This window comes from Amycolatopsis sp. NPDC024027, from assembly GCF_040638975.1.
Taxonomy (GTDB): domain Bacteria; phylum Actinomycetota; class Actinomycetes; order Mycobacteriales; family Pseudonocardiaceae; genus Amycolatopsis.
The window spans coordinates 146329-166229 of record NZ_JBEZYY010000010.1 but is presented as its reverse complement, the minus strand read 5'-3'; the positions used below and the strand labels follow the sequence as shown (position 1 = coordinate 166229).

The window sequence follows — 19901 nt, the reverse complement described above, 5'->3', positions numbered from 1 at the left end:
TCGGTTCTCGCACTATTGCGGGCGGGTCCCACGCTGTCAAGAATTGGCTGTATACCAGGGAATCTCGAAAGTTTCGGCGTGTCGGGGGCAGCGTGCTCCGGCCCCGATGAGCGGCCGTGTCAGACTTCGCGGCGATGCTCACCCCAGCCGATCTCGCCGACCTGCTCGATTGTGAGCACCGCAGCGTCCTCCTCCAGGCCCTGGCCGCGGACCTGCCGGGAGCGCCGCGGCCCGCGCCCGCCGAACCGGACCCGCGGCGCGGGCACACGACGGCGATGCTCGCCGGATTCCGCGCCGGCGGGCGCGAGGTCGCCGAGATCGACGTCCAGGACACCGCGCTCGCCGCGAAGGCGACGGAAGAGGCGTTGCGGTCCGGGGTCCCGGTGCTCCACCGGGCCGTCTTCCTCGACGGCGAGTTCTCGGCGCAGGCGGACTTCCTGGTCCAGGACGGCGAAGGCCGCTACGAGGTCTACGACGCGACGCCGGTCCGGCAGGCGACGCCGGCCGCGGTGGTCCGGCTGACGGCGTGCGCCGACGCGATCACCCGCGCCGGCTGGCCCGCCGGGCCGCACCTGCACCTCCGGCTGACCGACGGCGGCACCCGGACGCTGCGCGTCGAGGACTTCCGGCCGCTGGTGGACCGGCTGCGGACGCGGCTGGCCGGCCGGCCGCCGCGGCTGCCGGTGCCGCTGTGGGCCGACGAACGCCCGGCCTGCGCCGGTTGCGGGTTCGCCCGGCACTGCGCGGCCGCGCGGGAAGCCGATCGGGACCTCTCGCTGGTGGCCGGGATGCGCGGCGACCAGCGCCGCAAGCTGGTCGCCGCCGGGCTCGGCTCGATCGACGCACTGGCCGCGGCCGGCCCGGCCGACCGGCCGCGGGACCTGTCCGTGACGGCGTTCGCGACCCTGCGCGCCCAGGCCGCGCTGCAGGTCCGGCAGGACACCACCGGCGAGGTCGCCTACGAGGTCGTCGACCCCGACGAGCTGGCCGCCCTGCCGGCCCCCGCCCCGGGCGACGTGTTCGTCGACCTGGCCGGCGATCCGCACGCCCTCGCCGGCGAGGGCCTCGAGTACCTGTTCGGCGCGGTCGGCGACCGGGAGTTCACGCCGTTCTGGGCGCACAGCCGAGCCCAGGAACGGCGGGCGTTCGAGGAATTCGTCGACTTCGCCGCGGCGCGCGTCGCCGAACACCCGGGCTCGCACGTCTACCACTACGCGCCGTACGAGGTCACCGCGATCAAGCGGCTCGCGGCGGTGCACGGCACCCGCGAGGAGACCGTCGACCACCTGCTGCGCAGCGGCGCGGTGGTGGACCTGCACGCGGTCGTGCGCAAGGCGCTGCGGGTCTCGCAGCGGTCGTACTCGATCCGCCACCTCGAGCCGCTCTACCAGCCCGGCGCCCGCGGGAAGACCGCCGTGTCCGACGTCGAGGCGTACGAGGAGTACCTGGCGCTGGCGCAGTCCGGCGAGCCGCAACGCGCCGACGAGGTCCTGCGCCGCATCGGCGAGAACACCGAGGACGACTGCGTCTCCGCGCAGCGGCTGTTCGAGTTCCTGCACCGGGTCCGCGCCGAGGCGGGCATCGACGTCCCGGAGCCGGCCGAGGAATCCGCCGAAGACGCGCTGCTGCGGGCGGCCGAGGAGGACGTCGCCGCCGAGCGGCGCGCCGAACGGGCCGCCCAGCTGGCCGCATTGGTCGACCCCCTGCTCGACGGGCTGCCGGACGACCCGGGCCGGTTCACCGCCGACGAGCGGGCCCGCGCGCTGCTGGCGGCGTCCGTCGGCTACCACCGCCGCGAGACGAACCCGGCGTGGTGGGAGTACTTCCGCCAGCTCGCCGCCCCGCTCGGCGACCTCGAAGTGGACACCGCCTGCGCCGTGCCGGTCTCGCTGGAAGCGGGGGAGTGGGTGCCCCCGGCCGGGCGGGCGCGCACCGCGAAGCGGACGCTGCTGCTCGCGTGCGACCCCGACCGGCCGCACCCGTTCGCCCCCGGCGACGACGTGCGGCTGCGTTACGGCGACACCGCCCGCGACGCGAAGGTCGTCGCCGCGTCCGCCGTCGAGCTGACGCTGGAGGAGAGCAGCCCGCCGGACGCGACCACGAACGACCGGCCGAGCGCGGTGCTGCCGGGCAGCCCGGTGCGGCCGTCACCCAAGGACGAAGCGGTCGCCGACCTCGCGCGGCTGGTCGTCGACACGCTCCCGGAGCTGCCGCGGCACCCCGGCGTCGACCTGCTCCGGCGCACCCCGCCGCGGCTGCGTGGTGGCGCGGCGCTGCCCGGGCCGGGGGAGGACCTGGTCGCCACGGTGATCGAGGCGGTCGACGCGCTCGACGGTTCGGCGCTCGCCGTCCAGGGGCCGCCGGGGGCGGGCAAGACCTACCTCGCCGGCCGGCTCATCGCCCGGCTCGTGCGGGCCGGGCGGACCGTCGCGGTCACCTCGACCAGCCACAAGGCCGTGGAGAACGTGCTGAGCGCGGCCAAGAAGAGCGCGCCGGAGCTGCCGTGCGCCAAGCGTGCGAAGAGGACGCCGGACCCGGCCGCGCCCTGGGACCAGCCGAAGAGCAACCCGGCGCTGGTGAAGTGGCGCGAAGAGCACGACACCGGGCATCTGGTCGGCGGGACGGCGTGGACGTTCGCCAACGCCGCGGTCCGCGAGGAGCCCTTCGACCTGCTGATCATCGACGAGGCCGGCCAGTTCGCCCTCGCCGACGCGCTCGCGGTGTCGATGTGCGCGAAGAACGTCCTGCTGCTCGGTGATCCGCAGCAGCTGCCCCAGGTGGTGCAGGGCACGCACCCGGCGGGTGCCGAGGCGTCGGCGCTGGGCCACCTGATCGGGGATGCCGACATCATGCCGGCGTCGCTCGGGTACTTCCTCGACGAGACGCGGCGCATGCACCCGGCCGTCTGCGAACCGGTGTCGAACCTGTCCTACGCCGGCCGGCTGCACGCCCACCCCTCGGCCGCGGACCGCGCCTTGGCCGGCGTCGCGGCGGGGCTGTACCTGGCCGAGGTGGAGCACCAGGGCAACACGACCCGCTCGGTGGCCGAAGCCGCCGAGGTGGTGCGGCTCGTGTCCGAAGTGCACGGTCGCTTGTGGACCGACCACGGGCCCGCGCGGCCACTGGGCGACCACGACATCCTCGTCGTCGCGCCCTACAACCTCCAGGCCCGGACCGTGACCCGGGCGCTGGAGGAGGCCGGGTTCCCGGGGGTCCGGGTGGGCACGGTCGACCGCTTCCAGGGCCAGGAGGCACCGGTGGTGATCGCGACGATGACGTCGTCGTCGGCGGTCGACCTGCCGCGCGGCCTCGACTTCCTGTTGTCGCGCAACCGGTTGAACGTGGCGTTGTCGCGGGCGCAGGCGCTGGCCGTCCTGGTGTGTTCACCCCGGCTCGTCGAGGCGGACATCCGGACGGTGGACCAGCTGCGCCTGGTCGCGGGCATGATCGGCCTGATGACGGCGGCGCGGCCGTGGCCGGCGGGTCAGCTGGGTGGTTCGATTTCGCCGGCGTCTTCGTCGACGTCCTGAGAGCCGGGCTGCTTCCGCCGCCGGTCGGCTTCGGGGATTTCCACGTCGAGGTCGAGCTCGGGGGTGCCGGGCGGGGCCGGCGCGTCGGGGGTCAGGGGGCGGTTCTCGGATTCGCTCATGGCAGGCGGTTACCCCGGCGGGCGGTGGTCGAAGCCCGGTGCGCTCAGGCGGGGTTGCGGGGTGCGGCCGGGTCTTCGCCCGCGAATTCGGCGGGGGCCAGGTCGTCCAGAGGCTCCCAGCGGAACACCCCGGCGCCCTGGGCGTAGGCCAGGTGCCCGCCGAGCGCGCCACCCACGCCCGTCACGGCCAGGCCCAGCGCGCTGAGGAGCCGTCCGTCGTGGCCACCGCGGCGGACCAGGTAGAACGCGCCGAACAGCGCCGTCGCCGCGGCGTTGGCGGCCGCGTGCACCAGGCCGACCCGGCGTTGCCGCACGTCCAGGCCCGAGTAGTCGGCCAGGCCCGGCACCATCGCCGCCGGGGCGGCCAGCAGGCCGATCGCGATCAGGCGCCGCGCCGCGTCACGGCCGTCCGGGAGCACGTCGAACACCGCCGAGCACAGCCAGGCGCCGAGGGGAACCGTCACCGCGAGCGGGTGCAGCGGGTGACCGAGCCCCTGGCCGCGCAGCTGCCGCGCCACGCCGCCTTCGGCGAAGCCGGCCACCCACCGCTTGAGCCCGGTGGCCGGAGTGTCGAGCACCTGGGCGTCCTCGGTTTTCCTCAGCATCCGGTGCGCCCACGCGGGCTTCGACCGGGCGTGACCGTCGCGCGAGGGATCCATACCGCTGCGGCTACCCCGCCGCGCGCCGGTCAACCCTCAGCCGGTCGTGCGGTGCCGCCGGGACACCGCCGCGGTGAGCAGGTCGCCCGGCCGGGGCAGCGCGGCGGCCAGCCGGGTGAACGCGCTGCCCCGGAGCACCTTGCCGGGGTGGCTGCCGTGGACCCGGCCCGGTTCGTCCACCGCGGAGTCCACGTTGTCGGTTCCGTTGTCCGGCAAGGTGTTGCGGAAGCTGCGCGAACCGACCCGGCGCAGCGAAAGCAGGGCGTCGGTCAGCGCCGGGGAGAGCCGCTGCCCGAGGAAGAACCCGGCCGCGGCGCCGCCGACGGGGATCTCACGGCGGGGGTGCGTCGAGGCGAACACGATGGTGTCGGCGACCGTCTCGGGCGCGTACACCGGCGGCGGGGGCTTCGGCAGCGCGCCGAGCTTGCTGCGCGCGTGTTCGAAGAACGGGGTGTCGATGGCGCCGGGGAGCACGGTGGTGACGGCGATCGGGGCGCCTTCCTGGGCGAGCTCGATGCGGAGGCAGTCGTAAAAGCCGCGCAGCGCGAACTTGCTGGCGGTGTAGGGCGCGTGCAGCGGCACCGCCCGCACGCCCTCGACCGAGGCCACGCCGATCACCGAGCCGCCACCCGCGCGGCGCAAGGCGGGCAGCACCGCCCGCACGCCGTGGACGTGCCCCAGGAAGTTCACCCGCAGGACGCGCTCGAACTCTTCGTCGGTGATGTCTTCGACGCGGCCGAACACCGAAACGCCGGCGAGGTTCACCCAGGTGTCGATCCGCCCGAACTTCGCCTCGGCGGTGCTCACCAGCGCGCGCACGGCGTCCGGATCGGCGATGTCGGTGGGCACGGCCACGGCCGTCCCGCCCGCGCTCGCGATCTGTTCGACCAGCGTGTCGAGCGCCCGCGCGGTACGCCCGGCGCACACGACACGCGCTCCCCGGGCGGCGAAGGCGAGTGCCGTCGCGCGGCCGATCCCGCTCGACGCGCCCATGAGCACGACCACCTGGCCGGCCACCGGTCGGGGCATGACGCCTCCTCGTGTTCGGGGTTCCGGAAGCCCCGGGATACCGCCGCGGCCGGCGGACAAACGCGGGATGGCCGCCGCCGGGCGGTGTTTCGCCGTCGCGTCAGCGGGAAGCCCGGGGAACATGACCGAACCCGACCAGAGCTACGACCCGCCGCAGGACACCGGCGCGCCCGACGCCGTCGAGACGGACCCGGCCGCGCTGAACAGCGCCGAGGACCTCGACGAGGACCGGATCCGCGCCGACCCGCTCGAGGAGGGCATGGATCCCCCGGAACACTGGTCGGGCGTGACGAAGTACGGGATGACCCCGTGGGAGCAGGCCCACCCGCGCGGACTGGGGGACCGCATCGGCGAGGAGGTCCCGGACCCGGCGGCCGAGATCCCGGCGGGCATCGACTCCCGCGTGGGCGCGCCGGAGGACCCGGACACGGGCGCGGAGCCGGAGCAGCCGATCCAGCTCGAACCGGTCGAGGGCGACGGCCCGCCGGTCGACCGGGAGGCGGACGAGGTGGCCGTGGACGCGGGTTCGGCCGTGGCCGCCGGACCGGAGCAGGCCGCCTTGCACGTCGAAGAAGAACGCTGAGCCGCCACCCCGGGCCGGCGCTCTGCTCGGCGCCGCCGCGCCGGCCTGAACCTCTCGCCGCCGGGTGTGCTGCTCGCCGTCGTGGACCGGCACATCCGGAGTAGCCGCCGAACGGGGGTGCCCCGCGCCGCCCGATGCTGATAACACTCTGCGCGTGACCATGGACACGATCGACCTGCACAGCATCAACCCGTGGGAGGTGTCCTTCCTGCGCGAGGAGGTCGGCGCCTACTTCACCCACGGCGTCGAACTCGCCCCCGGGGCGACCGTCCTCGACGTCGGCGCCAACGTCGGCGTCTTCTCCGCGGCCGTGTACGAGCGGCTGGACGGCGACGTGCGGATCTACGCGTTCGAGCCGCTCCCGCCGCTGCACGCGACGCTGGAGCGCAACGGCCGCGACTTCTTCGGCGGCCGGCTGACCGCGCTGCCCTACGGGCTGGCGGCCGGCGAAGACGAGCTCGACTTCAGCTACTTCCCGGCGGCGACCATCTTCTCCTCGTCGTGGCGCGACGAGGAGAACGTCGAGGACGAGCGGCGGCGGGTCACGGCCAGCGTGGTCGAGATGATCCGCCGCGGCGGGCTGGGCGCCGGGCTCCGCCGGGTGCCCGCGCCGATCCTGCGGGGGATCGTCGGGCGCAAGCTGAAGGTGATGCGGGAGCTCGAAACCCACCGGGTCCGGGTCCGGCCGTTGTCGGCGGTGCTCGACGAGCAGGGCATCGAGCACGTCGACCTGCTGAAGGTCGACGTCGAAGGCGCCGAGCTCGACGTGCTGCGCGGGCTCGAAGACCGGCACTGGCCGCTGGTCCGGCAGGCCGTCGTCGAGGTCGAAGGGTGGCGGCGCCACCGCGACACCGTGCGCGAGGTCTTCGCCGCGCGCGGCTTCACGGTCGAGGCCGTGCAGGACCCGGTCCAGGAGGCCGCCGACATCGGGATGGTGTTCGCGGTCCGCTAACGGCGGTATTCGAGCCAGTCGAGGTTGATCGCGCCGGTGTCGCCCGGCGCGTAGGAGAGGGTCACCACCGGGTCCCGGCCGGTGAGCGGGATGTCGGCGAAGGTCGTGGTGTCCCAGGCGTCCCAGCTGTCGGAGACCTTCGGGAAGGCGACCTGCCGCACCGGCTGCCCGTCCACCGAGAGGGTCATCGTCCGGCTGTCGGCGTTGGCGTTGGCGTACCGCACGGTGAAGGCCGCGCGTTCCGGCGCCGTCGTGGTGCGGTGCACGGTGAAGGACGACGACGCGCCCTGCGCCCAGAGGCCGTCGAGGAACGCGCGGCCCGAATAGCCCGTGTGGTTCACGTTCGTCTTCACGCCGCCGGTGTTGCGGGCGTCCTCGGCCTCGAGGTGCGCCGGGTCGGGGCAGCCGCTCAGGGCGGCGGCGCCCGCGGTGTCCGCGCAGCGGTCCTGGGCGTCGGCCACGCCGTCGCCGTCCCGATCGCCGGCGGGTGCCCCGGTGAGGGTGATGTCGATCGTGTGGTCGCCGGTGAGCGTGTCCGGGATCGCGGCCGGGGCCGCCCGGCCGTCGACCTGGAACGACCGGATCGCGGCGCCGGCGCCGTGCAGGGCGATGGTGAGGTTCGCGCCGCGGTAGCGCAGGTGCCGGAGCGTGACGTCACCCCAGCCCGCCGGGAGGTGGGGTGCGAAGGACAGCCCGCGATCGGTGAACGTCAGCCCGAACAGGCCGGTGTGGACCATGTCGAGGAACGCGGTGGCCGACCACGTCTGGTCGGGTTCGGAACCCCAGTGGAACTTCACGGTGTCGCCCAGCCGCTGCCAGCCGCCGTCGACGACCCCGGTGGTCCCGTTGTGGATCTCCCAGAAGCCGCTGTTGTTGCCGGCCAGCTTGGCCAGGCGCGCGGTTTCCGCGGCGAACGCGTTCTGCTCGCCCTGCCCGGCCAGCGCTTTCGCCCACAGACCCAGGACGAGCGGCCAGACGATGGCGTTGTGTCGACCGGGCTGCGCGTCGCTGTAGCGCGCCCAGTTCGGGAAGGTGTCGGGCATGCCCCAGGGCAGCTCCCGGGCGTGGTCGACGATCGACCGCGCCTGCGCCGGGTTCGCGACGCCGAAGATCAGCGCGAACGCCAGCCCGGTGCCTTCCTGGAAGGCGCCGCGGGAGCCGTCGGCGAGGAGTTGGTAGTCGTACCGGCCGGTGGCGGGGTTCCAGAAGCGCTGGTTGATCGCGGCCCGCAGCGCGGCGGCCTTGTCCCGGTACCCGGCGGTCTCCGCGGCCGGACGGCCCAGCTTCCCGGCCATGTTCGCGGCGTTGACGTAGGCGGCGTAATAGAGCTCGTTCGTGCTGAGGTACATCCCGCTCGCCACCCCGGGCCAGGGCATGCTCCCGGTGCTGACCGACTCGGTCGCGTCGGCCGGTGGCGCGGGGTAGCCGGCGATGCCGTCGTTGAAGAAGGAAGCGCCGGTGAACAGGCCGTAGGTCGCGTTGAAGCCGGCCGTGGTGGCGTGTTCGCGGATCGTCAGCGTGGTCGTCGCTGTGCGGTAGGCGTTCTGGAGGAACTCCCGGTCGCCCGTGACGAGGTAGTGGTGCCAGGCGGACGTGACCCAGACCACCTGGTCCCACTGCTGGTCGTCCTGCTGCACGCGCAGGGCGCCGCCGGCGTCCTTGTCGACCACCGCCCAGAGCGTGTTCTCCGCCAGGGCCGGGTCGAGCAGGCTGGTGGCGTTCCAGCTGTTGATCGACGCGTCGCGCGTCCACGGCTGGGCGTAGCCGCCGCCCGCGCGGACGATGCCGGTCGCCGGATCCAGCAGGCCACTCCGGTCGTAGCGCGCGTCGTAGCCGATCGTGTTGGTGTGCAACAGGTTCTGCAGAGCGGCGGCGTAGGCGCTGCCGAACAGGGCTTGACTGTCCGGGTTGGCGAATTCGAGGGACGGCGGTGCCGGGCTCGCCGTCGCCGGGGCGGCACCGGCGAGGGTGCCGCACGCTGTCACCAGGGCGAGAACCGCATAACCGATCCGCTGCGGGAAGCCGTTCCTCATGCGCGTACCCCTTTCGGCGCCGGCCATTGCATCACGGAAACGGTGGTCTTTCTCCGGATACGCCCGGATCCTGTCCGTTTCTGTCCACCACGGGGCGTCCGGCGTCGTGACCGCCGGTGACCGGCGAAAACCGGTCTTGCGCCATCCAGGTGGCAGGGCCGGACACCGCCGTTGCATACTGCTGGAATGGCGCGCAGGAACCCGGAGACCGCACGGTGAGTCCCCGTGACGAGACCCGACGCCCGAAATTCGGCCGGATCGACCCGTTCTGCCTGTTGGCGGTGTTGCCGGTCCTGCTCGTCGCCGGGATTCTCGGCGCGCTCGTCCACATCGCGCTCGGCATCGGCTTCGCCGTGTTCGCGGGCTTGATCCTCTTGTTCGACTCCTGGGTCAACCGGCCCCGCCCGGTTCCCCGGTCGGACCGGCCGGCTCGCCCGGCCCGCCCGGCGGCTCCGCCGCCGCCCCGCGGACCCGCGCGAGCACCGGCCCGGGCGCCGGCTCGGGCACCCCGCCCCCAGGACGGCCGCGGCCCGGCTCGTGCCCCGGTCCGGCGGGCGGGTCCGCCGCCCGCGGGGCGCTGAAGGTTCGGTTGCCCCCCGGGGTGCTGAAGGCCCGGCTGCCCGCGGATTGGCGAAGGGCTGGCTGCCCGCCGTGCGGTGAAGGCTTGGCTGTCTGCGGATCGGTGAAGGCCCGCTTGCTCGTGGGGTGCTGAAGGCCCGGTTGCCCGCCGATCGGTGAAGGCCGGTTGCTCGCCGTGCGGTGAAGGCTTGGCTGCTGCCCGCGGAGCGGTGAAGGCCGGTTGCCCGCCGTGCGCTGAAGGCCTGGCTGCCCGCGGATCGGTGGAGGTCCCGGATGCCCGTCGTGCGGTGAAGGCTCAGTTGCCCGCGGAACAGTGAAGGCCCCGTTGCCCGCCGTGGGGTGACCTCACACCGGCCGGACCGGCCGCCGAGGGCGGCAGGAATCCGTGCTCCGGCGGGCCGAACCAGGTGGGCCGCGGGCAGGTGCACCGCCGCCTGCCTCGTGGCCTTCCCGGAGTTCGCCGGCCGCTCCGCGCCGAGGCAGTCGTCCTTCGAGGACACCCGCCGGCGCGGAGTCCGGCCGGTCCCTCAGCCGCCGACGTGGATGCCCGGGCGGCGGGCCGGGTCCTTCTCGCTGCTGCGGATGATCTCCCGGACGACCGGTGCCGTGTCGCCGCGGCCGAGGAGCAGGTAGCGGAACAGGTGCCCGAGCGGGTTGCCTTCGGACCACTCGAAGTAGCAGCGGGGCCGGACACCCGTCACATCGCGCAGGGTGAGCAGGATCGTGGCGATCGCGTTGGGCGCCGCGGGGCTGTTCGCGCGGAGGATCCGGTAGCCGGCGATCTCCACGCCGCGCACCTGGAGCACGTTGCTGAACTCCGACGGGTCCACGACGTCGATCTCGAGGAACAGGATGTCGGCGGCGCCGGGCACCGGGTTCATCCCGCGCTGTTCGGCTTCCTTCGCGGAGTACTCGGCCTCGTCGCCGCCCTGCCGCTTGTTGGCGACGATGTTCAGGGCGCCGTCGTGGGTCAGCGAATCGGCGATGAACCGGCGGGCCTCGTCGTCGAACTCGATGCGGTCGGCGCGCAGCTCCGTCGTCCGCGAAACCCGGGACACCAGCGAGACGACGATGATCCCGAGGATGAACAGGGCCGAAATGGCGATCCCGTCGGGCTTTTCGATGACGTTCTCGACGAGCGCGTACAACAGGACGAGCGTGAGGACGACGAAGCCCGCGGCCGCGCCGCGCTGACGCCGCCGGATCGCCGAGATGCTGACCGCGACCGCGCCGGACACCATCATCGCCAGGATGCCGGTCGCGTAGGCGCCGGCCTGGGCGTTGACGTCGGCGCCGAACGCGATCGTGATGAGGATGCTGATCACCGTGTAGACGATGACGACCGGCCGGACGGCGCGGCCCCACTCCGGCGCCATGCCGTAGGACGGCAGGTACCGCGGGACGATGTTGATCAGCCCGGCCATCGCCGAGGCACCGGCGAACCACAGGATCAGCACGCTGCTGATGTCGTAGGCGGTCCCGAAGATCTCCCCGAGTTCGCGGTGGGCGAGGTAGGCCATGGCGCGGCCGTTGGCCTCGCCGCCGTCCTTGAACGCGTCGGCGGGGATCAGCACCGTGGTGACGAAGCTGGTCGCGATCAGGAACACCGACATGATGAGCGCGGCGGCGGTGAGCAGCTTCCGCGTGTTGCGGATCCGGGACTCCAGCTTCTCCTCGGCGGTCTTCCCCTCGGCGGCGACCAGCGGCATCATGCTGACGCCCGTCTCGAACCCGGAAAGGCCCAGTACCAGCAGCGGGAACGCGAGGACGGCCGGGCCGATCACGCCGGTGAACCCGCCACCGCCCGCGGTCAGCGCGTCGGTCCAGCGGGAGAGGGCGGCGGAATCGCCGAGCAGGTCGATCACCCCGGCGACCGTCACCACGGCGTTGAGCACGAGGAAGACGGCGACGAGCGGGATGGCGACCCCGACGGCCTCGCTGAAGCCGAGCAGGAAGACCCCGCCGAGGATCAGCAGCAGCACGACGGTGATCAGCACCGCGTGGCCGTGCAGGAAGCCCGGCAGGTACGGGTTCTCCAGCATGTGCACGGTGGCGTCCGCCGAGGACAGCGTGATCGTGATGATCCACGACGTGGCGACGAACCCGAGCAGGGTGAGGACGAACAGCTTGCCGCGCCAGAACGGCAGCAGGTTCTCCAGCATCGCGACCGAGCCCTGGCCGTGCGGGCTTTCCCGGGCCACCCGGCGGTACATGGGCAGCATCCCGAGCAGCGTCAGCGCGACGATCAGCAGGGTCGCCAGCGGCGAGAGCGCCCCGGCGGCGAGCGCGGCGATGCCGGGCAGGTAGGAGAGGGTGGAGAAGTAGTCGACGCCGGTCAGGCACATGACCTTCCACCAGGCCTGCGGCGTGCCGTGGTCCTCGCCGCCGGCGCGTCCGACGGGCGCGACCCGGTGCTCCAGCAGCCACCGCGCCACGGGCGAGGCGGGCGCCTGCGGCGGCGCCGGGCTGTCGACGCTCGCCGGAATGGTCAAATCGGGTGAAGCACCCATATTGCCTCTCGTCCCCTCTGCCCCGGACAACACCGGTCATCAGCATGCCCGATCCGGGAGTGCGGCCGCACAGGAGGTTCCACCCGCCCGCTCCGGTCCTCTTCGGACGCCGCCGGCCGCCCGCTGCCGCGCCCCACCCCTCCGGCCGACTCTCCGGATACGCGAGTCGTCCGTCCAGGTACGCGTGTCGTCCCTCCAAGCACGCGAGTCGACCCTCCAGTCACGCGAGTCGACCGTCGAGGTACGCCAGCCGACCTTCTAGGTGCGCAAGTCGTCCGTCTGGGCACGCGAGTCGTCCGTCCAGGTACGCGTGTCGTCCCTCCAGGCCTGCGGTACCGCCGTGCCATGCGCGGGGCGCCGAACCAACCGAGCCGACCGGGCCGGCTCCACGCCGCCCGTTTCACCACCCGCGGCCCCGGGTAACCGGGGCGACATGCCCGGACGCGAAGACTTGCCCAGCACCCTGCTGCGGTCGCCGCGCAAAGCCCAGGACACGTGGGTCGCCGCGCACGACTCCGCGCTGAACACCTATGGCCCCGGCCGGCGGGCGCAGCAGACCGCCTACTCGGCCCTGAAGCACACCTTCGAGAAGGTCGGCGACCACTGGGAACCCAAGCCCGAACCGGGCCCGTCGGACGAGCAGGCCGCCGGGGGAGCCGGGCAGCCCGAAAAGCCGACCCGCGGCGGCGTCAACGCCACCGCGAGCCGGCAGCACCTCTACGAGCGCGCCAAGCAGCTCGGCATCCCCGGGCGGTCGCGAATGTCCAAAGAGGAGCTCGTCACCGCGCTGGAGAAGGAGAACCGGCGCCGGACCGACCGGGCCCGGCGGTCCGGTTGAACCGTCCGGTGTGGACTGTCGGCGGTTCCGCCGGTCTGGCCGGTCAGAACTCGTCGGCGTCGGTGAGTTCGTGCTCGAAGGCGTCCGCGCGGGCGACGACCGCCTTGAGCGGGCGCTCGAACTCCTCCTGGATGCTGAGGTCCTCCAAGGGCACCGTGTGCTTGAGCAGCGCGACGCCGTCCACCACCGCCGCGCCGCCGACGGCCGAGCCGCCGGCCAGCTCGAGCAGCCGCCGGAGGTCGACCTTGTCGGCCCAGCCCACCGGCGAGGAGATCTCGATCCACGAGCCGCCGTCGAGCTCGGCGAGGTGGTGCACCGTCACCTGCTGGGACCGGTCCCGCGGGCCCTCCAGCCGGAACCGCAGCCAGCCCTCCGACTCCTCGAGGACCTCGTACCGCGTCCGGACAAAGTTGATCACGTCGATCCAGGTGGTCACCCGCTACGCCTCCCGCATTCGGCCTGCCTGCGCGGACGAGCATCTCACGTCCGCCCCGGCGCCGGCACCGAGGACCGGCTGGTGACCCGGCCGGATCGGTGACAGGATGCCGTTCATGCGCGGCCGCCGAGAAGTCCGCGACCGGCGGCGAGGGGAGCCGGTGACGCCGGATTTCCCGCTGCGGTTCCCGGTCGTCGCCCTGGTCACGTCGGCCGGTGGCATCGAGGCGCTCACCCGGGTGCTCGCCCCGTTGCCCGCGGACTTCCCCGCGGCGGTGCTCGTCGCGCAGCACCTTGACCCGGCCCGGACGAGCCACCTCACCGAAATCCTCGCCGCCCGCACCGCGCTGCGGGTCGGCGAGGCCGCGGACGGAGACGTGCTCGTGGCCGGTGCGGCGCTGGTCGTCCCCGCCGGGCGGCATCTGCTGGTCACCTCGGCGGCGCGGATCGGGCTGCTGGACACCGGTGATCTGCCGCCGGCGAGACCGTCGGCGGACCTGCTGCTGGCCACGCTCGCCGTCACCTGCGGTCCCCGGGCGCTCGCGGTCGTCCTGACCGGCAAGGGCACCGACGCCCAGGCCGGGATCCGGGCGATCGCGCACTGCGGAGGCACGGTGTTCGCCCAGGACGAGGGGACGTCCGCGCACTTCGGCATGCCGGGCGCCGCGATCGGCACCGGGCTCGTCCACGCCGTGCTCCCGCTGTCCGGGATCGGCGCGGCCATCCTGGACCACGTCGCCCGGTACGCCTGAGGCCCTCCGGCGGCCGGGCGGAGTTTAACCCCGCGCGAAGGGGGCTACTCGTCGTGACAGACGGCCTCGGCTACCGTTGAGCCGAAGGTGAGGAGGTGGACGCCGTGCCGCCTTTCCGGCGTGACCTCGTGGTCGTCGGTGCCTCGGCCGGCGGGGTCGAGGCCCTGCGGGCCCTGGTCTCCGGGCTGCCCGCCGACTTCCCGGCCACCGTCGTGGTCACCATGCACCTGGGCGCCGGGACGCGCAGCGCGCTGGCCCGGATCCTCGACCGCGTGGGCCCGCTGCCGGTCACGACCGCTCGCCACGGAGCGGCCATCGAACCGGGGACGGTGCAGGTCGCGCCCCCCGACCGCCACCTGCTGACCGAAGACGGAACGCTGGTCCTGACGCAGGGACCGACGGAGAACGGGCATCGGCCGGCGGTCAACGCGACCTTCCGGTCGGCCGCGCTGACCGGCGGGCCGCGCGTCATCGGCGTCGTCCTTTCGGGCGCGCTGGACGACGGGGCCGCCGGGCTGCGGGCGATCGTGGACCGGGGCGGATTGGCCGTGGTCCAGGACCCGGCCGACGCGCTGTACAGCGGCATGCCGGAAAGCGCGCTGTCCGTCGTGGACACCGAGTACGTGGCGCGGGCCGTCGAGATCGGCGCCGTGCTCGACAAGCTGGTCCGGATGCCGGTGGAGCCCTTCGAAGTACCGCCGCCTTCGGACGCCCTGCTGCTGGAGGACCGCATCGCCCGTGAGCCGGTGCGGTTCGGCGCGCTCACGCCCGCCGAACGAAGCCCGGGGTCGGGCTACACCTGCCCGGACTGCCAGGGTTCGCTCACCGAAGTCGACCCGGGCCGCTACCGGTGCCGGATCGGGCACGCCTGGTCGGCTCCGGCCCTGCTCGAAGCCCACAGCGGAGAGTTCCAGCTCGCGCTGATGAAGGCGCTGCGCGCGCTGGACGAAAAGGCGGCGCTCGTCCGGAAACTGGCCGCGCAGACCGGCACCACGAAGCCGCGCGGGCTGGCGGAGCGTTACGCCGCCTCGGCCCGGGAAGCCGCCGACGCCGCCGAGACCCTGCGGCGATTCCTGCTCGACGCGAACCGCGAGGCCGCGTCCGAGCCGGCGTCGGGGTGAACACCGACCCGGTCCACCTCGCCATCGCCCGCCTCGAGAAGGCGACCGTCGTCACGGTCACCGGCGACCTGAACCTCGTTTCGTACCCCTCCCTGCGCGACGGCTTGCTCAAGATCGCGACGGATGCCCCGGACGGCCTGGTGGCCGACATCAGCGGGCTGGTGATCGACGACTCGTCGCTGGTGAGCGTCTTCCCCCTGGTCGCCATGCGGATCGGCGACTGGCCGGGGATCCCGTTCACGATCGTGACCGCCGCGCCCGTGCACCAGCTGCTGCTGGGCCGCCACGTCGTCGACCGCTACGTCCCGATCCGCGCCGACCTGGCGGCGGCGACCGCGGCACTGGACCAGCCGGTGCGCCGGCGGGCCGAACGCACCTTCGCGCGCTTCGACGGAGCTTCGGCCCGCGCCCGGCACTTCGTCACCGGCAAGCTGGCCGAGTGGGAGGTGCCCGACCTCGCCGAAGACGCCCGCTACATCGCCACCGAACTGGTCGAGAACGTGCTGAAGCACACCACTTCGGAGCCACGGCTGCGGCTCGACCTGCGCCGTGGCGTGTGCACGGTGGCCGTGGCCGACCAGGACACGCGCCCGGCCATGCTGCTCGAACGGCTGACCCCGTTCGAGCCCGGCCTGGGGCTGAAGCTGGTCGCGCAGATCGCCCGGGTGTGGGGCTGCAGCCGGTCGTGGGCGGGCGGGAAGGTCGTCTGGGCCGTTCTCGTCCACCGTCCCCGCACGGTCGGTCACCGTTCCGCCGAGTAGCGTGTCGGACCGTGACCCAGCCCAAGGAACCCAACGGCGAGTTCGAGTCGGTGCTGGCCTACTTGAAGGAGTCGCGGGGTTTCGACTTCACCGGGTACAAGCGGAGCAGCCTGATGCGGCGGGTCCGCCGCCGGATGAGCCAGGTGGAGATCGACAGCTACGCGGACTACATCGACCAGCTGCAGGTCAACGCCGACGAGTTCGTGGCGCTGTTCAACACCATCCTGATCAACGTGACGGGGTTCTTCCGCGATCCGGACGCGTGGGACTACCTCCGGGACGAGGTACTCCCCGCGCTGCTCGCCGAGCGTACGCCGGAAGAGCCGATCCGGGTGTGGAGCGCCGGCTGCGCGGCCGGCCAGGAGGCCTACAGCCTGGCGATGCTGCTCGCCGAGGCGCTCGGCGTCGAGGCGTTCCGGCAGCGGGTGAAGATCTACGCCACCGACGTCGACGACGAGGCACTGGCGCAGGCCCGCCACGCGGCCTACAGCCCGGCGGAGGTCGAAGGACTCACCGAGGCGCAGCTGGAGCAGTACTTCGAGCTGGCGGGCAGCCGCTACTGCTTCCGCAAGGACCTGCGCCGGTCGATCATCTTCGGGCGCAACGACCTGGTGCAGGACGCGCCGATCTCCCGGATCGACCTGCTCGTCTGCCGCAACACGTTGATGTACTTCAACGCCGAGACGCAGACCAAGATCCTCGAGCGGTTCCACTTCGCCCTCGCGCCCCGCGGGGTGCTGTTCCTCGGCAAGGCCGAGATGCTGCTGTCGCACGCCCGGATCTTCGAGCCGCTGGACCTCAAGCGCCGGGTCTTCCACAAGGCGGTCAACGGGCCCGTAAGTTTCGCCCACTTGGTTTCCCACGGCTTCCCGCAGCGGCGCACGCCGGACATCTCCGGGCTGGAAGAACTGCGCGAGCACGCGTTTTCGGCGAGCCCGGTCGCCCAGATCGTGGTCACCGAAGCAGAGACGACGGCCCTGATCAACTCCCCGGCGGAGGTGGCGTTCGGGTTGTCCGAACGCGACATCGGCCGGCCGCTGCGCGACCTGGACGTCTCCTACCGGCCGGTGGCGCTGCGCGCGTACGTCGAGCAGGCCCGCCTGGAACGCCGGTCGCTGCGGATCAAGGACGTCGAGTGGCGCCGGGCCGGCGAGACCGTGTGGTACGAGGTGCACGTCAACCCGCTGGTGAACAAGGACAAGACGCTGCTCGGCGTCTCGGTGGTGTTCCACGACGTGAGCTGGGCGCGCCAGCTGCTCACCGAGCTCGAGCACACGAACCGGCAACTGGAGTCCGCCTACGAGGAACTCCAGTCGACCAACGAGGAACTCGAGACCACCAACGAGGAACTCCAGTCCACTGTGGAGGAACTGGAGACGACCAACGAGGAGCTCCAGTCCACCAACGAGGAACTGGAGACGATGAACGAGGAGCTGCAGTCCACCAACGACGAGCTGCAGACGATCAACGACGCGCTGCGTGAGCGCAGTCTCGATCTCGACGAGGTGAACGAGTTCCTCGAATCGGTGCTCACTTCGATCCACGCCGGGATCGTCGTGATCGACTCCGAGATGCGGATCAAGGCGTGGAACCGCGGTGCCGAGGACCTGTGGGGGGTGCGGCGGGAAGAGGCCGAAGGCACCCACCTGCTGAACCTGGACATCGGCCTGCCGGTCGGGGACCTGCGTCCCGTGGTGCGCGAGGCCCTGGCCGATGCCGGGTACTACGCCGAGCAGATGTTCGAAGCGGTCAACCGGCGCGGCCGGACCACGGTCGTCCGGCTGCTCTGCGGTGCCCTGCGCAGCTCGAACGGCGAAAGCCACGGCGCGCTGCTGATGATGGAAGAGACGAAGGCCGGCCAAGCCGAGTGAACCCGCCGGGGGATTGCGGCATCGGCGCGCGGCTGTTATCCGTTGATCCATGGGGTTGACGAACGTGTGGATCGCGACGCTCAGCGACGGTCTCGTCCGCGCCGACCAGGTCGTCGGCCTGACGGCGCACGCGACACCGGCGCTGACCGGCAAACCACCGCGCTGGCTGCTCGACGCCACCCTCCGGGTGCCGGCGGGCAGCGGCCGCGCGGACGGCTGGGACGTCGGTATCCTCCACCGCACGCTGATCCAGACGCCGGCGGAACCGGTCGGGGCGCCGGAAGCGCTGGCCCGCCTCCTGGCCCGGCTGGACCGCGAGGACGCGGCCGGGCTGATCGCCGCCGTGCCCGCCAGCGGGGCCAAGGCCGGGCCGGCGAGCGCGGTGCGCTTCGCCTTCCGCCCCTTCGAGGACGGTGACGAGGGCTCCGGCGGCTGACGCGGCCGCCGGAGCCCCGCGGCGCTACTTGGTGAGCGCGGCGATCCGGGCGAGGACCTCGTCCTGACCCAGCGCCTGCGTGATCGCGTGCAGGTCGGGGCTGCGCGTCGAGCCGGTGAGGGCGATGCGGATGATCTGCGAGGCCTCGCGGATGGAACCGGGGAAGCCCTCGGGGTTCTTCTTGAACTCCTTGGCGTTGCGGGCGAAGCCGTGCTTGGCCGCGACCGCGCGGATCTGGTCGAACCACTCCTGGCCGTCGTCGAGCTGGCGGTAGTCGGCGGCGAAGTCGCGGGCCACGGCCTGCACGACCGCGCGATCGACGCCCAGTGCCGCGATGCGCTCGTCGTCGGGCCCGGTGACGGCCGCGTGGAGCTGCGGGAAGAAGAAGCCGTAGACCGCGCGGAACTCGCTCCACTTCTTCAGGTCCTTGCGCGGGTTCTCGGCACCATCGCGCTCCACGGCCAGCGCGCGCAGGGCGAGGTCGGCCTCTTCGTCGAGGACCCGGCGCAGCTCGGGGTCGAACCGCTCGGCCCAGGCGCGGACGGCGTCGAGGATCTCGGCGCCGGGGAGGGTGGCGATGTGATCCGCGGCGATGTCGTCGAGCTTGACCAGGTCCACCAGCGGGCCGGCGACCCCGCACTCGTCGAGGTTGATCGGCTCGGTGAGGGCCTGCGCGAGCGGCATCTCCGCGAGCCGGCCGTTGGCGAGGCCGCGCAGGTAGTACAGGACGGCCTCGGCGGGGTAGCCGGCCTCGATGAAGAAGTCGACGGACGCTTCCGGGTCCTTGCGCTTGGACAGCTTGCGCTTGCTGCCGCCCTCCTGCTTCATCAGCGGCGCGATGTGCGCGTAGGTGATCGGCTCGAAGCCGAGCGCGTCGAACAGCTGCTGGTGCACCGGCACCGACGAGATCCACTCGTCGCCGCGGATCACCAGGTTCACCCGCATGAGGTGGTCGTCGACGGCGTGCGCGAAGTGGTAGGTCGGCAGCCGGGGGCTCTGGTCGGAGCTCTTGAGGATGACGACGTCGTTGCGGTTGGCCTCGGCTTCCAGCGGCCCGCGGATCGCGTCGGTGAAGCGGGCGCGGGCACCCGTGTCGTCCGGGGCGCGGAACCGCACGACGTACGGGGCGCCGGCGTCGAGCTTGGCCTGGACGTCGGCCGGGTCGGCGTCACGCCAGATGGCCCAGCTGCCGTAGTAGCCGGTCGGCAGCTTGGTGGCCTGCTGCCGCTGGGTGATGGCGGCCAGTTCTTCCTTGGTGGCGAAGTCGAGGTACGCCTTGTCCTGGCGGAGCAGGTCACGGACGTAGGTGAGGTAGATGCGCTCCCGGGCCGACTGCCGGTAGGGGCCGTAGTCCCCGCCGCGGTCGATGTCTTCGTCGGCGGCGAGGCGGAAGTAGCGGAAGCCGCGCTCGAACTGCTCGAGGGCGCCTTCGACCTCGCGGGACTGGTCGGTGTCCTCGATCCGGACGAGGTAGCGGCCGCCGGAGCGGCGGGCGACGTCCTGGTCGATGGTGCCGACGTAGATGCCGCCGATGTGCACGAACCCGGTCGGCGACGGGCCCAGGCGCGTGACCAGCGCGCCCTCGGGGAGGTCGCGGGCGGGGTACTGCTGCTCCCAGTGCTCGGGTTCGGGCAGGTCGGCAGGGAAGAGTGCGTCGATGACCGCTCGGTCCAGCATGGGTTGTTCTCCCGCG

At 72.8% G+C, this 19901-nt stretch carries 17 protein-coding genes; 10 read left to right on the top strand and 7 right to left on the bottom strand.

From position 1 onward, the window contains the following. The first annotated feature begins 134 nt into the window (after positions 1-134). Positions 135-3530 carry a TM0106 family RecB-like putative nuclease gene (locus AB0F52_RS24980; RefSeq protein WP_360175901.1) on the top strand — a complete coding sequence of 1132 codons (3396 nt, stop codon included), beginning with the start codon at positions 135-137 and terminating at the stop codon, positions 3528-3530. Here AB0F52_RS24980 and AB0F52_RS24975 read toward each other — a convergent pair. From AB0F52_RS24975 to AB0F52_RS24965, 3 genes are read right to left on the bottom strand one after another with little or no spacing between them, the layout of a single operon-like run. Continuing rightward, positions 3485-3649 (bottom strand): hypothetical protein, encoded by a 165-nt coding sequence (locus tag AB0F52_RS24975; RefSeq protein WP_158264138.1) that lies wholly within the window; start codon positions 3647-3649, stop codon positions 3485-3487. The two genes, AB0F52_RS24980 and AB0F52_RS24975, sit on opposite strands and share 46 nt — an antisense overlap. Positions 3650-3693: 44 nt before the next feature. Beyond that, positions 3694-4308, bottom strand: coding sequence for a DUF2231 domain-containing protein (locus AB0F52_RS24970; RefSeq protein ID WP_360175514.1), 615 nt, complete (start codon positions 4306-4308; stop codon positions 3694-3696). 36 nt (positions 4309-4344) lie between these two features. Beyond that, on the bottom strand, positions 4345-5337 hold the full coding sequence (locus AB0F52_RS24965; RefSeq protein ID WP_360175511.1) for an SDR family oxidoreductase: 993 nt from the start codon (positions 5335-5337) through the stop codon (positions 4345-4347). 121 nt (positions 5338-5458) lie between these two features. On the opposite strand from AB0F52_RS24965, the gene AB0F52_RS24960 reads away from it, so the two are divergent. Both AB0F52_RS24960 and AB0F52_RS24955 read left to right on the top strand, forming a co-directional pair. Next, positions 5459-5920 (top strand): hypothetical protein, encoded by a 462-nt coding sequence (locus AB0F52_RS24960; RefSeq protein WP_360175508.1) that lies wholly within the window; start codon positions 5459-5461, stop codon positions 5918-5920. Positions 5921-6080: 160 nt separating this feature from the next. Further along, complete coding sequence (locus tag AB0F52_RS24955) at positions 6081-6872, top strand: FkbM family methyltransferase (RefSeq protein ID WP_360175898.1); 792 nt, start codon at positions 6081-6083, stop codon at positions 6870-6872. On the opposite strand, the gene AB0F52_RS24950 is transcribed toward AB0F52_RS24955, so the two are convergent. Continuing rightward, positions 6869-8905: a glycosyl hydrolase family 65 protein gene (locus tag AB0F52_RS24950; protein ID WP_360175505.1), complete on the bottom strand. Its 2037-nt coding sequence runs from the start codon at positions 8903-8905 to the stop codon at positions 6869-6871. The genes AB0F52_RS24955 and AB0F52_RS24950 overlap by 4 nt on opposite strands. 215 nt (positions 8906-9120) lie before the next feature. On the opposite strand from AB0F52_RS24950, the gene AB0F52_RS24945 reads away from it, so the two are divergent. Further along, entirely contained in the window at positions 9121-9486 is a 366-nt protein-coding gene (locus tag AB0F52_RS24945) for a hypothetical protein (RefSeq protein ID WP_360175502.1), read from the top strand. Positions 9487-10011: 525 nt separating this feature from the next. Here AB0F52_RS24945 and AB0F52_RS24940 read toward each other — a convergent pair. After that, a complete protein-coding gene (locus tag AB0F52_RS24940) occupies positions 10012-11994 on the bottom strand; it encodes an amino acid transporter (protein ID WP_360175499.1) in 1983 nt (660 codons plus the stop codon). Positions 11995-12427: 433 nt separating this feature from the next. Between AB0F52_RS24940 and AB0F52_RS24935 the strand changes: the two genes are divergently transcribed. Continuing rightward, entirely contained in the window at positions 12428-12832 is a 405-nt protein-coding gene (locus tag AB0F52_RS24935; protein WP_013225977.1) for a ChaB family protein, read from the top strand. A 43-nt stretch (positions 12833-12875) separates the two neighbouring features. Here the strand turns inward: AB0F52_RS24935 and AB0F52_RS24930 are convergent, their stop codons facing one another. Continuing rightward, the gene (locus tag AB0F52_RS24930; protein ID WP_360175496.1) at positions 12876-13268 is read right to left on the bottom strand and encodes a hypothetical protein; all 393 of its coding nucleotides are present in this window, start codon (positions 13266-13268) and stop codon (positions 12876-12878) included. Positions 13269-13383: 115 nt separating this feature from the next. On the opposite strand from AB0F52_RS24930, the gene AB0F52_RS24925 reads away from it, so the two are divergent. The 5 genes from AB0F52_RS24925 (at position 13384) to AB0F52_RS24905 (ending at position 18208) form a co-directional block, all read left to right on the top strand. Beyond that, the gene (locus tag AB0F52_RS24925; protein ID WP_360175493.1) at positions 13384-14019 is read left to right on the top strand and encodes a chemotaxis protein CheB; all 636 of its coding nucleotides are present in this window, start codon (positions 13384-13386) and stop codon (positions 14017-14019) included. 104 nt (positions 14020-14123) lie between these two features. Continuing rightward, positions 14124-15140 carry a chemotaxis protein CheB gene (locus tag AB0F52_RS24920; protein ID WP_360175490.1) on the top strand — a complete coding sequence of 339 codons (1017 nt, stop codon included), beginning with the start codon at positions 14124-14126 and terminating at the stop codon, positions 15138-15140. Beyond that, a complete protein-coding gene (locus tag AB0F52_RS24915) occupies positions 15137-15901 on the top strand; it encodes an ATP-binding protein (protein ID WP_360175487.1) in 765 nt (254 codons plus the stop codon). The genes AB0F52_RS24920 and AB0F52_RS24915 overlap by 4 nt, the downstream gene beginning before the upstream one ends. 11 nt (positions 15902-15912) lie before the next feature. After that, positions 15913-17772 carry a CheR family methyltransferase gene (locus AB0F52_RS24910; RefSeq protein WP_360175484.1) on the top strand — a complete coding sequence of 620 codons (1860 nt, stop codon included), beginning with the start codon at positions 15913-15915 and terminating at the stop codon, positions 17770-17772. 49 nt (positions 17773-17821) lie between these two features. After that, on the top strand, positions 17822-18208 hold the full coding sequence (locus AB0F52_RS24905) for a hypothetical protein (RefSeq protein ID WP_360175481.1): 387 nt from the start codon (positions 17822-17824) through the stop codon (positions 18206-18208). 24 nt (positions 18209-18232) lie between these two features. Here the strand turns inward: AB0F52_RS24905 and AB0F52_RS24900 are convergent, their stop codons facing one another. Next, the gene (locus AB0F52_RS24900) at positions 18233-19885 is read right to left on the bottom strand and encodes a glutamate--tRNA ligase family protein (RefSeq protein ID WP_360175478.1); all 1653 of its coding nucleotides are present in this window, start codon (positions 19883-19885) and stop codon (positions 18233-18235) included. Between the last annotated feature and the right edge of the window lie 16 nt (positions 19886-19901).

What these genes read in the sequence shown, in the direction of transcription:
- AB0F52_RS24980 (WP_360175901.1), top strand. Translation starts at nt 135, where the DNA reads ATGCTCACCCCAGCCGATCTCGCCGACCTGCTCGATTGTGAGCACCGC.
- AB0F52_RS24975 (WP_158264138.1), bottom strand. Translation starts at nt 3,649, where the DNA reads ATGAGCGAATCCGAGAACCGCCCCCTGACCCCCGACGCGCCGGCCCCG.
- AB0F52_RS24970 (WP_360175514.1), bottom strand. Translation starts at nt 4,308, where the DNA reads ATGGATCCCTCGCGCGACGGTCACGCCCGGTCGAAGCCCGCGTGGGCG.
- AB0F52_RS24965 (WP_360175511.1), bottom strand. Translation starts at nt 5,337, where the DNA reads ATGCCCCGACCGGTGGCCGGCCAGGTGGTCGTGCTCATGGGCGCGTCG.
- AB0F52_RS24960 (WP_360175508.1), top strand. Translation starts at nt 5,459, where the DNA reads ATGACCGAACCCGACCAGAGCTACGACCCGCCGCAGGACACCGGCGCG.
- AB0F52_RS24955 (WP_360175898.1), top strand. Translation starts at nt 6,081, where the DNA reads ATGGACACGATCGACCTGCACAGCATCAACCCGTGGGAGGTGTCCTTC.
- AB0F52_RS24950 (WP_360175505.1), bottom strand. Translation starts at nt 8,905, where the DNA reads ATGAGGAACGGCTTCCCGCAGCGGATCGGTTATGCGGTTCTCGCCCTG.
- AB0F52_RS24940 (WP_360175499.1), bottom strand. Translation starts at nt 11,994, where the DNA reads ATGGGTGCTTCACCCGATTTGACCATTCCGGCGAGCGTCGACAGCCCG.
- AB0F52_RS24935 (WP_013225977.1), top strand. Translation starts at nt 12,428, where the DNA reads ATGCCCGGACGCGAAGACTTGCCCAGCACCCTGCTGCGGTCGCCGCGC.
- AB0F52_RS24925 (WP_360175493.1), top strand. Translation starts at nt 13,384, where the DNA reads ATGCGCGGCCGCCGAGAAGTCCGCGACCGGCGGCGAGGGGAGCCGGTG.
- AB0F52_RS24905 (WP_360175481.1), top strand. Translation starts at nt 17,822, where the DNA reads ATGGGGTTGACGAACGTGTGGATCGCGACGCTCAGCGACGGTCTCGTC.
- AB0F52_RS24900 (WP_360175478.1), bottom strand. Translation starts at nt 19,885, where the DNA reads ATGCTGGACCGAGCGGTCATCGACGCACTCTTCCCTGCCGACCTGCCC.